Origin of the sequence: Kosakonia sp. H02 (assembly GCA_030704225.1) — a bacterium.
Classification (GTDB): domain Bacteria; phylum Pseudomonadota; class Gammaproteobacteria; order Enterobacterales; family Enterobacteriaceae; genus Kosakonia.
Map to the genome: position 1 here is coordinate 2693023 of CP131915.1, position 15752 is coordinate 2708774.

At 55.2% G+C, this 15752-nt stretch carries 12 protein-coding genes; 7 read left to right on the forward strand and 5 right to left on the reverse strand.

What is annotated here, in order from left to right:
• Positions 1-151 precede the first annotated feature (151 nt).
• The 3 genes from aceF to pdhR all read right to left on the reverse strand — a co-directional run bounded on the left by aceF (position 152) and on the right by pdhR (position 5644).
• On the reverse strand, positions 152-2041 hold the full coding sequence (gene aceF, locus Q5705_12655) for a pyruvate dehydrogenase complex dihydrolipoyllysine-residue acetyltransferase (protein WLI75449.1): 1890 nt from the start codon (positions 2039-2041) through the stop codon (positions 152-154).
• 14 nt (positions 2042-2055) lie between these two features.
• Entirely contained in the window at positions 2056-4719 is a 2664-nt protein-coding gene (aceE, locus tag Q5705_12660) for a pyruvate dehydrogenase (acetyl-transferring), homodimeric type (GenBank protein ID WLI75450.1), read from the reverse strand.
• A 160-nt stretch (positions 4720-4879) separates the two neighbouring features.
• On the reverse strand, positions 4880-5644 hold the full coding sequence (pdhR, locus tag Q5705_12665; protein ID WLI75451.1) for a pyruvate dehydrogenase complex transcriptional repressor PdhR: 765 nt from the start codon (positions 5642-5644) through the stop codon (positions 4880-4882).
• A gap of 535 nt (positions 5645-6179) precedes the next feature.
• Here pdhR and aroP point away from each other — a divergent pair.
• The 3 genes from aroP to Q5705_12680 all read left to right on the forward strand — a co-directional run bounded on the left by aroP (position 6180) and on the right by Q5705_12680 (position 10082).
• A complete protein-coding gene (gene aroP, locus Q5705_12670; GenBank protein ID WLI75452.1) occupies positions 6180-7553 on the forward strand; it encodes an aromatic amino acid transporter AroP in 1374 nt (457 codons plus the stop codon).
• Between the two features lie 172 nt (positions 7554-7725).
• Positions 7726-9132 carry an MFS transporter gene (locus Q5705_12675; protein ID WLI75453.1) on the forward strand — a complete coding sequence of 469 codons (1407 nt, stop codon included), beginning with the start codon at positions 7726-7728 and terminating at the stop codon, positions 9130-9132.
• Positions 9132-10082 carry a family 43 glycosylhydrolase gene (locus Q5705_12680; protein ID WLI75454.1) on the forward strand — a complete coding sequence of 317 codons (951 nt, stop codon included), beginning with the start codon at positions 9132-9134 and terminating at the stop codon, positions 10080-10082. The genes Q5705_12675 and Q5705_12680 overlap by 1 nt, the downstream gene beginning before the upstream one ends.
• A gap of 15 nt (positions 10083-10097) precedes the next feature.
• On the opposite strand, the gene ampE is transcribed toward Q5705_12680, so the two are convergent.
• Positions 10098-10952, reverse strand: coding sequence for a beta-lactamase regulator AmpE (gene ampE, locus Q5705_12685; GenBank protein WLI75455.1), 855 nt, complete (start codon positions 10950-10952; stop codon positions 10098-10100).
• Positions 10949-11512: a 1,6-anhydro-N-acetylmuramyl-L-alanine amidase AmpD gene (ampD, locus tag Q5705_12690; GenBank protein ID WLI75456.1), complete on the reverse strand. Its 564-nt coding sequence runs from the start codon at positions 11510-11512 to the stop codon at positions 10949-10951. Before ampD ends, ampE begins: the two co-directional genes overlap by 4 nt.
• 129 nt (positions 11513-11641) lie before the next feature.
• Between ampD and nadC the strand changes: the two genes are divergently transcribed.
• The 4 genes from nadC (at position 11642) to hofC (ending at position 15730) form a co-directional block, all read left to right on the forward strand.
• Positions 11642-12535: a carboxylating nicotinate-nucleotide diphosphorylase gene (nadC, locus tag Q5705_12695; protein ID WLI75457.1), complete on the forward strand. Its 894-nt coding sequence runs from the start codon at positions 11642-11644 to the stop codon at positions 12533-12535.
• A gap of 167 nt (positions 12536-12702) precedes the next feature.
• Positions 12703-13137, forward strand: a complete 435-nt coding sequence (gene ppdD, locus Q5705_12700; GenBank protein ID WLI75458.1) for a prepilin peptidase-dependent pilin — start codon at positions 12703-12705, stop codon at positions 13135-13137.
• 9 nt (positions 13138-13146) lie between these two features.
• On the forward strand, positions 13147-14538 hold the full coding sequence (gspE, locus tag Q5705_12705) for a type II secretion system protein GspE (protein ID WLI75459.1): 1392 nt from the start codon (positions 13147-13149) through the stop codon (positions 14536-14538).
• Positions 14528-15730 (forward strand): protein transport protein HofC, encoded by a 1203-nt coding sequence (hofC, locus tag Q5705_12710; GenBank protein WLI75460.1) that lies wholly within the window; start codon positions 14528-14530, stop codon positions 15728-15730. Before gspE ends, hofC begins: the two co-directional genes overlap by 11 nt.
• Positions 15731-15752: the final 22 nt, after the last annotated feature.

Consider the following 15752-nt stretch of genomic DNA (forward strand, 5'->3'; position numbering starts at 1 on the left):
ATCCACCGGGACGTTCTATCCGCCCGCAGTTTACAAAATTGTTAACATTTTTGAAACAACAAACGGCTAACGATTTGTCCTTTGCCCCTGATAACCCCAAAAGCAGAATGAGATTAGCAGAAAAAAGCCGGCCGTTTGGCCGGCTTTCCGATTACATCACCAGACGGCGAATGTCAGACAGCATGTTGTTGATGATAGTGATAAAGCGCGCACCATCAGCACCGTCAATCACACGGTGGTCGAAGGAGAGCGAAATCGGCATCATCAGGCGCGGAACGAACTCTTTACCGTTCCACACCGGTTCCATCGCTGACTTAGAGACACCCAGAATTGCCACTTCCGGCGCGTTAACAATCGGCGCGAAGTGGGTGGTCCCCAGGCCGCCGATGCTGGAGATGGTAAAGCAGCCGCCCTGCATTTCGCCAGCGGTCAGCTTGCCATCACGCGCTTTTTTGGAGATGACGGTCAGTTCGCGAGACAGTTCGGTAACGCTCTTCTTGTTCACGTCTTTAAAGACCGGAACCACCAGGCCATTCGGGGTATCAACCGCCACACCGATGTTGATGTATTTTTTCAGCGTCAGACGCTGGCCATCTTCAGACAGAGAACTGTTGAAACGTGGCATCTGCTCAAGGGCCGCAGCAACGGCTTTCATGATGAAGACCACCGGCGTGAATTTCACGTCCAGTTTACGTTTCTCAGCTTCGGCGTTCTGCTGTTTACGGAACGCTTCCAGATCGGTGATATCGGTTTTGTCGAAGTGCGTAACGTGCGGGATCATCACCCAGTTACGGCTCAGGTTCGCACCGGAGATTTTCTGGATACGACCCAGTTCCACTTCTTCAATTTCACCAAACTTGCTGAAGTCCACTTTCGGCCACGGCAGCATGCCTGGCAGACCACCACCGGCGGCGGCAGGTGCAGATTCAGCGCGTTTCACCGCGTCTTTCACGTAAGCCTGAACGTCTTCGCGCAGGATACGGCCTTTACGGCCGGTGCCTTTCACTTTCGCCAGGTTAACGCCGAATTCGCGCGCCAGGCGGCGGATCAGCGGTGTTGCATGGACGTAAGCGTCGTTTTCTGCAAAGTCAGATTTACCTTCTGCTTTGGCCGGAGCCGCCGCCGCTTTTTCTGCTTTTGCAGCCGGTGCCGGTGCCGCTTCCTGTTTCGCTGCCGGAGCAGCCGCAGGCGCAGCGCCTTCCACTTCGAACACCATAATCAGCGAGCCGGTGGAGACTTTGTCGCCCACGTTCACTTTCAGTTCTTTCACCGTACCGGCGAACGGAGCCGGGACTTCCATTGAGGCTTTGTCACCTTCAACGGTAATCAGAGACTGTTCAGCGGAGACTTTGTCGCCCACTTTGACCATCACTTCGGTCACTTCAACTTCGTCACCGCCGATATCCGGCACGTTAACGTCTTTCGCGCCAACCGTTGCCGCCGGAGCAGAAGCCGCTTGCTCTTTCACCTGCGGTTTCGCCTCAGAGGCAGCCGGTGCAGCACCCGCCACTTCGAAGACCATAATCAGTGAACCGGTGGAGACTTTGTCGCCGGTATTCACTTTGATCTCTTTCACGGTACCGGCAAACGGCGCCGGAACTTCCATAGAGGCTTTGTCACCTTCTACGGTGATCAGCGACTGCTCAGCGGTCACGCTGTCGCCCACTTTCACCAGGATTTCGGTGACTTCAACTTCGTCGCCGCCGATATCCGGAACATTAACGTCTTTCGCTGCCGCAGCGGCGGGAGCCGCCGGAGCCGCTTCTTTCTTCTCTTCTGCCTGAGCTGGTGCAGCGTCTGCTGCACCGTCGGCGGAATCGAAAATCATGATCAATTTACCGGTCTCGGTTTTGTCGCCGACAGAGACTTTGATCTCTTTTACGACGCCAGCCTGCGGAGACGGAACTTCCATAGAGGCTTTGTCGCCTTCTACGGTGATCAGCGACTGTTCAGCTTCAACTTTGTCGCCCACTTTGACCAGAATTTCGGTGATTTCTACTTCATCAGACCCGATGTCCGGTACGTTGATTTCGATAGCCATTGTCTCTTTACCTCTTACGCCAGACGCGGGTTAACTTTATCTGCATCGATGTTGAATCTGGTGATTGCTTCCGCCACCACTTTCTTGTCGATTTCGCCACGTTTAGCCAGTTCGCCCAGTGCTGCTACAACCACATAAGAAGCATCAACTTCGAAGTGGTGACGCAGGTTTTCACGGCTGTCGGAGCGACCAAAGCCGTCGGTACCCAGTACGCGGTAATCATCAGCCGGTACATAAGTACGAACCTGCTCGGCGAACAGTTTCATATAGTCAGTCGATGCTACAGCCGGTGCGTCGTTCATCACCTGAGCGATGTACGGAACGCGCGGGGTTTCCAGCGGGTGCAGCATGTTCCAGCGTTCACAATCCTGGCCATCACGCGCAAGCTCGGTGAAGGACGTCACGCTATACACGTCAGAACCCACGCCGTAGTCTTTCGCCAGGATCTGCGCCGCTTCACGCACGTGACGCAGAATAGAACCGGAGCCCAGCAGCTGAACTTTACCTTTGCTACCTTCAACGGTTTCGAGTTTGTAGATACCTTTACGGATACCTTCCTCGGCACCTTCCGGCATCGCCGGCATGTGGTAGTTTTCGTTCAGCGTGGTGATGTAGTAGTAAACGTTCTCTTGTTTTTCACCGTACATACGTTGCAGGCCGTCATGCATGATGACAGCCACTTCGTACGCGTAAGACGGGTCGTAAGAGATACAGTTCGGGATAGTCAGCGACTGAATGTGGCTATGACCATCTTCGTGTTGCAGACCTTCACCGTTCAGGGTCGTACGACCGGAAGTCCCGCCTACCAGGAAGCCGCGAGCCTGCTGGTCGCCAGCCTGCCAGCACAGGTCACCGATACGCTGGAAACCGAACATGGAGTAGTAAATGTAGAACGGGATCATCGGCAGGTTGTTGGTGCTGTAAGAAGTCGCAGCCGCCAGCCAGGATGCGCCAGCACCCAGTTCGTTGATACCTTCCTGGAGGATCTGGCCTTTCTCGTCTTCTTTGTAGTAAGCAACCTGCTCACGGTCCTGCGGGGTGTACTGCTGGCCGTTCGGGCTGTAAATACCAATCTGACGGAACAGACCTTCCATACCGAAGGTACGCGCTTCGTCGGCAATGATCGGAACCAGACGATCTTTAATCGACTTGTTCTTCAGCATCACGTTCAGGGCACGCACGAAAGCGATAGTGGTGGAGATCTCTTTGTTCTGCTCTTCCAGCAGCTGAGAGAAGTCTTCCAGCGCCGGCAGATCCAGTTTTTCAGTGAATTTCGGCTGACGAGATGGCAGGTAGCCTTTCAGCGCCTGGCGACGTTCGTGCAGGTACTTGTGCTCTTCAGAACCTTCATCGAAAGTCAGGTAAGCGAGTTTTTCAACCTGCTCATCAGTGACAGGAACATTGAAACGGTCGCGGATGTAACGTACGCCGTCCATGTTCATTTTCTTCACCTGGTGAGCGATGTTTTTACCTTCGGCGGTGTCGCCCATGCCGTAACCTTTAATGGTGTGGGCCAGGATGACAGTTGCTTTGCCTTTGGTTTCCTGCGCTTTTTTCAGTGCAGCGTAGATTTTCTTCGGATCGTGACCGCCACGGTTCAGGGCCCAGATCTGCTCATCAGTCCAGTCTGCAACCAGCGCGGCGGTTTCCGGGTATTTACCGAAGAAGTGCTCGCGAACGTACGCACCATCTTTGGATTTGAAGGTCTGGTAATCGCCGTCGACGGTTTCGTTCATCAGCTGGATCAGTTTACCGCTGGTGTCTTTACGCAGCAGTTCGTCCCAACGAGAACCCCACATCACCTTGATAACGTTCCAGCCAGCACCTGCGAAGATGCCTTCCAGTTCGTTGATGATTTTGCCGTTACCGGTGACCGGGCCATCCAGACGTTGCAGGTTACAGTTGATGATGAAGCACAGGTTGTCCAGTTTTTCACGGGTGGCGATAGTGATCGCACCTTTGGATTCCGGCTCATCCATCTCACCGTCGCCCAGGAAAGCGTAAACGGTTTGTTCAGAGGTATCTTTCAGACCGCGGTGTTCCAGGTATTTCAGGAACTTCGCCTGATAGATAGCACCAATCGGGCCCAGACCCATGGATACGGTCGGGAACTGCCAGAATTCCGGCATCAGTTTCGGGTGCGGGTAAGAAGAGAGACCTTTACCGTGAACTTCCTGACGGAAGTTGTTCATTTGCTCTTCAGTCAGACGACCTTCAACAAATGCACGTGCATAGACGCCCGGAGAGATGTGGCCCTGGAAGTAAACCAGGTCGCCACCGTCTTTCTCGTTGCGGGCGCGGAAGAAGTGGTTGAAGCAAACTTCGTAAATGGTCGCAGAAGACTGGAAGGAAGCCATGTGGCCGCCCAGCTCGAGGTCTTTTTTGGACGCGCGCAGAACGGTCATGATGGCGTTCCAGCGGATAGCTGAACGGATACGGCGTTCCAGTTCCAGATTGCCCGGGTATTCCGGCTCATCTTCAACGGCAATAGTGTTTACGTAGTTGCTCGCCCCTGTGCCAGCTGCCACTTTCACACCGCCTTTGCGGGCTTCAGAAAGGAGCTGGTCAATCAGATACTGAGCACGCTCAACACCTTCTTCACGGATGACCGATTCGATCGCCTGTTGCCAGTCGCGAGTTTCGATCGGATCCACGTCATTTTGTAAACGTTCTGACATGGGGGGTATTCCTTATCTATCTAATCGTTGATTTGTCTGGAACCTGTCCCATTGCATCCTTGAGAAAGACGCAATAAGACAGGTTCTGCGTTTAGTTGCCGCGCTCTACAGTTTGGCGCTGGTGTTACAACTCTTCCGGCACAAAAAGCACCAGAAAATCCTAATTCTTGCGCTGCTCCAGCCGACGAAGCGAGCGTTCACGACGGCTCTGCTCACGGCTGCGATCCAGCAAAATCTCTTCGATAAACGCCAGGTGACGGTGCGACGCTTCGCGCGCCTCTTCCGGCTTCCCGGCCATGATCGCCGCGAAAATACTCGCTCGATGGTTGCTGACAAGCGGGAGCATTTCCCGGCGCGCGTACAGCAATTCGAAGTTTTGACGAACGTTTTGCGCCAACATCGGCTCCATGCAGCGTAGCAGATGAAGGAGAACGACATTATGTGCCGCTTCCGTTACGGCGATTTGATACTGCACGACAGCGTCCGATTCCGCGTCCAGATCGCCCGATTGCTGCGCCAGTTCGATAGCCCGATGCAGCTCGCCAATGCGCACTTTGTCTTCCTCGGTGCTGCGTAGCGCTGCGTAATAGGCGGCAATGCCTTCCAGCGCGTGGCGCGTTTCAAGAAGGTCAAACTGGGATTCGGGGTGATCGGTCAGAAGTTCTACCAGCGGGTCGCTGAAGCTCTGCCACAGACTGCTTTGGACAAAGGTACCACCGCCCTGGCGACGAAGGAGCAGGCCTTTCGCTTCGAGGCGCTGAATGGCCTCGCGCAGTGAAGGACGAGAAACATCGAACTGTTTGGCCAGTTCGCGTTCTGGAGGAAGTTTTTCACCGGGACGTAATGTCCCTTCGAGAATCAAAAACTCCAGTTGCTGCTCAATCACATCGGATAGTTTCGGTTGGCGGATTTTGCTGTAGGCCATTGTTCCCTGTCTCTGCCATTCGCCCGGAGTAAATTGGTCTTACCAATTTCATATTCGTGACGCTAAAGTAACAAAGTATTCACCTTCTGTCCATACAGGTTTTGATTGAAATCAGTAAACCACGCACATTTTAACAATCGAACAGAAATAGCGTTTCAAAGATGTAACCTTGCACAAATGACTCGTTTACCACGAAAGAGGGAGTTTTAACTTTCCTGAAACGGCAATTAAGGCAAATGAACCGATTCAGTTAATGAATAAATGATTATTTATGCTTTATAAATGCATAAAAAATAAATTCATAATCATGCGAGGGGTAAAAGGGGTATTTACAAATGGTTTCTTTTTCGCCAGCTCGTCATCTGAGATTCATAAAGCAGATGCATTCCCGCGCACTTATCACTATTCTGAGCGCTGTGAAAGGGTCTGGCATAAAATCGTGCTGCCATTTCGTAAAGCAAAAAATACAAACAACTGGAAGTTATTCCTTACACGCAAAAGCTAGCGTACATAAAATAATCACTCACGAGGTTTCATGATGGAAGGTCAACAGCACGGCGATCAGCTAAAGCGCGGCCTTAAGAACCGCCATATTCAGCTTATCGCGCTGGGCGGGGCTATTGGGACTGGCCTGTTTCTGGGCAGCGCTTCAGTTATTCAATCTGCCGGCCCCGGCATTATCCTGGGCTACGCCATTGCCGGTTTTATTGCGTTTTTGATCATGCGCCAGCTCGGCGAAATGGTCGTCGAAGAGCCAGTGGCAGGGTCGTTCAGCCACTTCGCTTATAAATACTGGGGCAGCTTCGCCGGTTTTGCTTCCGGCTGGAACTACTGGGTGCTGTATGTTCTGGTCGCGATGGCAGAACTGACGGCGGTCGGTAAATATGTTCAGTTCTGGTGGCCGGAAATCCCCACCTGGGTTTCTGCGGCCGCCTTCTTTGTCATCATCAACGCCATCAACCTGACCAACGTTAAAGTGTTTGGTGAGATGGAGTTCTGGTTCGCCATTATTAAAGTCTTCGCCGTGGTGGCGATGATCATCTTTGGCGGCTGGCTACTGTTTAGCGACAGCGCAGGTCCGCAGGCGACCGTGCGTAACCTGTGGGAACAGGGCGGCTTCTTGCCGCACGGCATCGGCGGGCTGGTGATGATGATGGCTATCATCATGTTCTCGTTCGGTGGGCTGGAGCTGGTCGGTATTACCGCCGCCGAAGCCGACAACCCGGAGCAAAGCATTCCGAAAGCGACCAACCAGGTTATTTACCGCATCCTGATCTTTTATGTCGGTTCACTGGCCGTGCTGCTCTCTTTGCTGCCATGGACACGCGTCACCGCCGACACCAGCCCGTTTGTACTGATCTTTCACGAACTGGGCGACTCTTTCGTTGCCAACGCGTTGAATATCGTGGTGCTGACCGCAGCGCTCTCCGTTTACAACAGCTGCGTTTACTGCAACAGCCGCATGCTGTTTGGCCTGGCAAAACAGGGTAACGCGCCGAAAATGCTGCAAAAAACAGATAAACGCGGCGTGCCGGTCAATACCATTCTGGTCTCTGCCCTTTTCACCGCCTTGTGCGTACTGATCAACTATTTGGCACCGGACTCGGCGTTCGGCCTGTTGATGGCGCTGGTGGTTTCCGCGCTGGTAATTAACTGGGCGATGATCAGCCTGGCGCATATGCGTTTTCGCCGGGCTAAACAGCAGCAAGGCGTCACGCCGCGCTTCCCGGCGCTGCTCTACCCGCTCGGTAACTGGATCTGCCTGCTGTTTATGGCGGGTGTGCTGGTTATCATGCTGATGACGCCTGGCATGGCGATCTCGGTGTGGCTGATCCCGGTGTGGATTGCCATTCTGGCTGTTGGCTACCTGTTCCGACAGAAAAATGCAAAAGCGGTGAAAGCGCAATAATCCCCGCCCGCCCTTCCCTCTCCCGCCCGGGAGAGGGTTGTTATACCTTTGTTACCTTCCTCACACTTTCCTTTACATAGCCATTTTGTCCATCTCTCCGGCCTGATCCTGCTACGCAAACAAAAATTTGCAGGCGAATAATTCATGCCATACCTCAGAGGGAGAACCGACAATGGACAACAACAAACTGTCTGTTAAAGAAAAGATTGGCTATGGCATGGGTGACGCCGGATGCAACATCATCTTTGGCGCTATCATGTTGTTTGTTAACTATTTTTACACAGATATCTTCGGCCTCGCGCCTGCGCTGGTCGGCGTGTTACTGCTGTCGATTCGCGTTATTGACGCGATTACTGACCCGCTGATGGGCGCGCTGGCTGACCGTACACAAAGCAAATATGGCCGTTTCCGCCCGTGGCTGCTGTGGATAGCGGTGCCTTACGCCGTGTTCAGCGTGCTGATGTTCACCACGCCGGCGTGGAGCTACAGCAGCAAAGTTATCTATGCCTTTGTCACCTACTTCCTGCTGTCGCTGACCTATACCGCCATCAATATTCCCTACTGCTCGCTGGGTGGCGTGATTACTAACGATCCGAAAGAGCGTGTTGCCTGCCAGTCGTATCGCTTTGTGATGGTGGGTATCGCCACGCTGCTGCTGTCGCTGACCCTGCTGCCGATGGCGGAATGGTTTGGCGGCGCGGATAAAGCCAAAGGCTACCAGATGGCAATGGCGGTGCTGGCGTTTATCGGCATGTGTATGTTTCTGTTCTGTTTTGCCACCGTGCGCGAGCGCATTCGCCCGGCGGTACCGACCAATGACGATCTGAAGAAAGATTTTAAAGACGTATGGAAGAACGACCAGTGGGTACGCATTCTGCTGCTGACGCTGTGCAACGTCTGCCCCGGTTTTATCCGCATGGCCGCCACGATGTATTACGTCACCTGGGTTATGCAGGAGAGCACCCATTTCGCCACGCTGTTTATCAGCCTTGGCGTGGTGGGCATGATGATCGGCAGTATGCTGGCAAAAGTGCTGACCGACCGCTGGTGCAAACTGAAAGTCTTCTTCTGGACCAACATCGCGCTGGCAATTTTTTCCTGCGCCTTTTACTTCTTCGACCCGCACGCCACGGTGATGATTGTGGTGCTCTACTTCCTGCTTAACATCCTGCATCAAATCCCTTCCCCGCTGCACTGGTCGCTGATGGCGGACGTGGATGATTACGGCGAGTGGAAAACCGGCAAACGCATTACCGGGATCAGCTTTTCCGGCAACCTCTTCTTCCTGAAAGTGGGTCTCGCCGTGGCGGGCGCAATGGTCGGCTTCCTGCTCTCCTGGTATGGTTACGATGCCGGAGCCAAACAGCAGAGCGCCAGCGCTATCAACGGCATCATGCTGCTGTTTACGGTGATCCCGGGCGTTGGTTACCTGATTACCGCAGGCGTGGTGCGCCTGCTGAAAGTCGACCGTGAATTAATGAAACAGATCCAGGCGGATCTGGAAAAACGCCGCGTCAACTACCACGAACTGAGCGAACGCCAGCCGGTCCCCGCAGGCGAAAACGTAAGGAACGCATAATGAGTGACTGGCCAAACCCGTTTATTGAGCAGCGCGCAGACCCTTTTATTCTGCGCCACGAAGGCAACTATTACTTTGTCGCCTCGGTGCCGGAGTATGACCGACTGGAGATCCGCCGCGCGACCACACTGGAGGGGCTACGCCGCGCCGAAGGCGTAGTGGTCTGGCGCAAGCCGCAAAGCGGGCCGATGAGTGAGCTTATCTGGGCGCCGGAGCTGCATCATATTGATGGCAAATGGTATTTATATTTTGCCGCCACCTGGACGAAGGCGCTGGATGCACTGAATATGTTCCAGCACCGCATGTTCGTGCTGGAGTGCGCCGATGCCGATCCGCTCACCGGCCGCTGGGTGGAAAAAGGCCAGGTCCAGACACCGTTTGATACCTTCGCCCTCGATGCCACAACCTTTGTCCATCAAGGCAAACGCTGGTATCTGTGGGCGCAGAAAGCGCCAGATATTGCGGGCAACTCCAACCTCTATCTGGCGGAAATGGAAAACCCGTGGACGCTGAAAGGCGAGCCGGTAATGTTAAGCCAACCGGAGTTTGACTGGGAGTGCCGGGGCTTTCGGGTGAACGAAGGGCCTGCGGTGCTGTTTCACGGCGACAAGCTGTTTATCAGCTACTCTGCCAGCGCCACCGATGAAAACTACTGCATGGGTCTGCTGTGGATCGATATCCACGCGAATCCGCAGGATCCGGCGAACTGGCAGAAAACGCCGCAGCCAGTGTTTAAAACCAGTTATGAAAATCGCCAGTATGGCCCAGGCCACAACAGCTTTACGCAAACGCCGGACGGGGAAGATGTGCTGGTGTATCACGCGCGTAACTACACCGAAATAGAAGGCGATCCGCTGTACGATCCCAATCGCCACACCCGCCTGAAAACGATCCGCTGGCAGGAAAACGGGATGCCTGATTTTGGCATCCCGGCAGCGGATAATCGCTAAACGAGCGGCACGCGGTTACATCAGCGTGCCGTAAATCGTTAACAGCGCCACCACAACCACCAGCACCAGCGACGTTTTTTTCGCCATCGACACTGCCGCTTTCGGTGTGGCGACCTTATCCATATGCGGCTCGCGCGCCAGCGAGAACTGGGCAAGACGCGTCAGCACGTGATACTGCGAGGTATGGGCATCACCCAGCGAGGCAAACCAGGCCGGTAGCGCTTTCTCGCCATGCCCAACCAGCGCATACACCACGCCCGCCAGGCGCACCGGCACCCAGTCCAGCAGATGCAAAATGGCATCGATGCCGGATTGCTGGCGCTCGTTTGGCGTTTGATAGCGCGCCAGCCACGACTGCCAGGCACGTAAGAATGCATAACCCACCAGCAGCACCGGCCCCCAGGGGCCACCGACGATAAACCAGAACAGCGGCGCGAGATAAAAACGGAAGTTAATCCACAGCAACGCGTTTTGCAGTTCGCGCAAGAACTCGCGCTCACTACAGCCAGGCGGCACACCGTGGATCAGCGTCAACTCATTGGCCATCGCCATATGCGCATGGCTGTCGTTGCGCGCCGCCGCTTTCAGGTAAGCATGGTAGTGCAACCGCACTTTACCTGCGCCGATACACAGCACGCCAATCAGGATCCACACCACCAGCAGCGGCACATTAAAAAATAACCCGAGCAGCGCGCGCAAAATCAAAAACGTCACCAGCATCGCCAGCGCCGTCATCAGCAACGTTCTGAACATGGAGTAGTGTTTTACGCGCCGGAACAGCACCTCTACCCGGTGATCCAGTTGCCAGTGTTCTCCCAGTTTAAATAGCCGTTCTGCTGCCAGTACCAGCAGCATGGTGAATAATGTCATGGCATCTCCTTTTCTGACAAACCAGCAACCAGGGCGCGAAACCTCGCCCAGTCAAACGCCGGGCCGGGATCGGTCTTGCGCTCAGGGGCGATATCGCTATGTCCGGTCATATTGTCGGCAATCGACGGGTAAAGCTTAATGACCGTTCGCGTTACTGCCGCCAGTTGAAGGTACTGCGCGTCGGTATACGCCAGTTGGTCCGTTCCCTCAAGCTCAATACCAATCGAAAAATCATTACAGCGCTCCCGTCCCTTATACGACGACACGCCCGCATGCCAGGCGCGCTTATCGAACGGCACATATTGCACAATCTCGCCGTCGCGGCGGATCAGGCAGTGGGCAGAAACGCGCAAATGAGCAATCTCAGCGAAGAAGGGATCGGCGCTTGCATCCAGCGTCCCGGTAAAGAGCGCGTCAATCCACGGTCCGCCGAACTTGCCAGGCGGCAGGCTAATATTATGTACCACCAGCAGTAAAGGCTGCTCATCGTCCGGGCGGCAATCGAAATGGGGAGACGGCACGTGCCGCGCCTCCACCAGCCAACCCTTGCGTAACTGCATAAGGAACTCCTTATAGAGGATGGTGCTGAAACACGCTTCAGAGTAGCATGCTTAGGCGGCGTCCCATAATGCCAGACCCGCACAACCAACCGCTAACATTGTGATTCGTTACCCTTTTTGGAGTTTATCATGCCGCCTCGCCGCTATAACCCCGACCTTCGACGTGACGCGCTACTCAAACGCATTGAATTGGATATTCCTGCCGCTGTTGCCCAGGCGCTGCGCGAAGATTTGGGGGGTGAAGTCGATGCGAATAACGACATTACCGCTCAATTGTTACCGCCAGAGAACCGTTCTCATGCGGTCGTCATTACCCGCGAAGTGGGCATTTTCTGTGGTAAACGCTGGGTTGAAGAGGTGTTTATCCAACTGGCAGGCGATGACGTAACACTGACCTGGCACGTGGACGATGGCGATGCCGTGCGCGCCGACCAACCTTTATTCGAGCTTGATGGCCCCTCACGCGTGCTGCTCACTGGTGAGCGAACCGCCCTTAATTTCGTGCAAACGTTATCCGGCGTGGCAAGCGAAGTACACCGCTACGTTGAATTGCTGAGTGGTACTAAAACGCAATTACTCGATACGCGTAAAACGCTGCCGGGGCTGCGCACAGCGCTGAAATATGCCGTGCTGTGCGGCGGCGGCGCTAACCATCGGCTGGGGCTTTCCGATGCGTTTCTGATCAAAGAGAACCACATTATCGCTGCGGGCTCCGTTCGCCAGGCGGTGGAAAAAGCCTTCTGGCTACGCCCGGATGTGCCGGTGGAAGTTGAAGTTGAAACGCTGGAAGAACTCGACGACGCGCTGAAAGCCGGTGCCGACATCATCATGCTGGACAACTTCGCCACCGAACAAATGCGTGAAGCGGTAAAACGCACCAACGGCCAGGCAAAACTGGAAGTCTCCGGCAATGTCACGCAAGAAACCCTGCGTGAATTCGCCGAAACCGGCGTCGATTACATCTCCGTCGGTGCGCTGACGAAACACGTCCGCGCCCTCGATCTGTCAATGCGCTTTCGCTAACTTTATTGCGGCTAAGCGGGCCATTTTTGCGGCCCGCCTCGCAGATAATATGTCGCATTGTGCAAACTGCGCAATAAAACCGGAAGCGCTTTTCCTGACCTCATTTTTACTCCTCGCCCCGCATTTATCGAACTGACACAGTAGCGGCTCTGCACAAGGAGCCGTTTATGAACAAAGAACACGGATTTACCCTCATCGAACTCATGGTGGTGATCGGCATCGTCGCCATACTGAGCGCCATCGGCATTCCCGCCTACCAGAACTATCTGCGCAAAGCGGCATTAACCGACATGTTGCAAACCTTCGTCCCTTACCGCACCGCCGTGGAGCTTTGCGCGCTGGAGCGCGGCGGTGTCGATAACTGCGATGCCAGCAGCAACGGCATTCCTGCGCCCACTACCACCCGCTATGTCTCCGCGCTCAGCGTCACCAAAGGCGTGGTCTCGCTGACCGGCCAGGAGAGCCTGAACGGACTCAGCGTGGTGATGACACCGCAGTGGAGCAATGCCGATGGCATCCAGGGCTGGGCGCGGGCCTGTAACACGCAAGCGGACAGCGCACTGCAACAAGCCTGCGAAGACGTTTTTCGTACCGGACGTTAAGGAGCCATGATGAAAGAGGACAAACTGGCCGCGCTGTGCCAGCGCCATAAAGCGCTGTTACTCAGCCGTGACGACGAACAGGTCACCATCGCCGTGCTGGAAAAACCCAGCACGGAATTTATGGAATCACTCAGTTTCGCTGTCCGACAGCGCGTTGATATTCGTTGCTGGACACCGGAGCAAATGGACAAGCATCAACAACTGGCAGCGCAAGCAGCGTCGTCTGCGGTAGCTGACGTTGAAGAAAGCGGTTCAGCAGTGGAAATAATCAACCATACGCTGCAACAGGCGCTGGTGCTGCGCGCATCGGATATCCATTTCGAACCTGCCGAAACAGAGTACGCCATTCGTCTGCGTGTCGACGGCGTGCTTCATCCCCTGTCACCCCTGCCCTGTTCGCTCGCCAGCACCCTGACCGCAAGGCTAAAAGTCCTCGGCAATCTTGATATCGCCGAGCGACGACTGCCGCAGGATGGGCAATTCAACGTCGATCTTTACGGGCAATCCGTTTCCTTTCGCATTGCGACGTTGCCCTGTCGCCACGGCGAAAAAGTGGTGCTGCGCCTGCTGCATCAGGTAAATCAGGCGCTGGAACTGACCGCGCTCGGCATGACCGAAACTCAACAGGCGCTGTTTAAAATCGCGCTGGCGCAACCGCAAGGATTATTATTGGTCACCGGCCCGACAGGCAGCGGTAAAACAGTGACGCTCTATAGCGCGCTACAGGCGCGCAACAAGCCAGAGGTCAATATTTGCAGCGTTGAAGACCCGATAGAAATCCCGCTCGCTGGCTTAAACCAGACGCAGATTACGCCACGAACCGGACTCACTTTTCAAAGTGTATTGCGCGCTCTGCTGCGCCAGGATCCGGACATCATCATGGTGGGAGAGATTCGCGATGGCGAAACGGCAGAAATTGCCATCAAAGCCGCGCAAACCGGGCATCTGGTGCTATCAACACTGCATACCAACTCCACCAGTGAAACCCTGGTGCGCATCCAGCAGATGGGCGTCGCGCGCTGGATGATCTCTTCGGCACTCTCGCTGGTGGTGGCTCAGCGGCTGGTGCGCAAGCTTTGCCCCCACTGCCGCAAGCTGGCGGCGGACTATACCCATCTTCCTGAGAAAGTATGGTCACGGCCGCTGCCCCGCTGGCGCGCCGAAGGGTGTGAACAGTGCTATCACGGCTTTTATGGCCGGGTGGCGCTATTTGAAATCCTCGCCGTCACCCCGCCCATACGCCAGGCTATTGCCAGCGGGATGAGCGCAAACGACATCGAACAGTGCGCCCATAAAGAGGGTATGACGTCACTGTTTCAACATGGTTGCCAGGCCGTGGAACAAGGACTTACCACCTTTGAAGAGCTGGTGCGCATATTGGGTTTCCCGGATGGCGAGTAAACAACTCTGGCAATGGTCCGGGCTGAATGAACACGGCGAACTGCAAAGCGGCCTGCACTGGAGCGAAAACCGTACTGCGGCGATAGTGCGGTTGCAGCAACAGCAGCGCCATCTGTTAACGCTCAAACGCCGCCCGGTGCGCCGTGCGCTCTGGCGGATTGAACACAGCACGCCGCTACTCAACCAACTCGCAACGCTGCTCCAGGCCGGGCTTACGCTGCCAGAAGGATTGCAGCTTATGGCCGAGCAACACCCCGCCAGACAGTGGCAGGCGCTGTTACGCCATCTGGCAGAGTCGCTGGAACAAGGCGAAACCTTCTCGGCGGCGCTACGCCAATGGCCGGATGTGTTTCCGCCGCTGTGGCAGGCGATGATCCGCACCGGCGAGCTAACCGGCAAGCTTGATGAGTGCTGCTTCCGGCTGGCCAGCCAGCAAAAAGCGCAGCATGAGCTCACACTGAAGGTGAAAAAAGCGCTGCGTTATCCGTTGATCATTTTGTCGCTGACGGCGGCAGTGGTGCTGGCGATGGTCTATCTGGTATTGCCGGAGTTTTCCGCCATTTACCAGACGTTCAATACGCCACTCCCGGCATTAACGCGCGGCGTCATTGCCGCAGCCACCATGGTACAGCAAGGCGCACTGCCTTTTATGGTATGTGCCGGGCTTGTGAGCGCCGCGTTGCTCAAGGTACGTAACCATGCCGGATGGCTGCGCTACAGGCAGCGGGGGTTACTTGCAAGCCCGATAATCGGGCCGCTGGTGCGCGGACAACGGCTGAGTCAGATTTTTACCGTTCTGTCGCTGACGCAGCGCTCCGGTATCTCATTTTTACAGGGGCTGGAAAGTGTTACCGACACCGTAACCTGCCCGTACTGGCGTGAGCTGTTACAACGTGCGCACCAGGAGATAACAGAGGGCACATCAATTTCCGCTGCGTTAAAAGCAAACGGCGAATTCCCGCCGCTGTGCATTCAACTGATTCGTACGGGGGAAGTTTCCGGGGCGCTGGATAACATGCTCGACAATCTGGCGCAACATCATAGTGAGCAGACGCAGCGTCAGGCCGATGGGCTGGCGGCGGTGTTAGAGCCGCTGCTGCTGGTTGTGACGGGAGTGATCATTGGCGTACTGGTGGTGGCCATGTATCTGCCCATCTTTCATCTGGGCGATGCGATGGGCGGTACAGGATAATCAGGCGCAGCGCCGTGCGCCT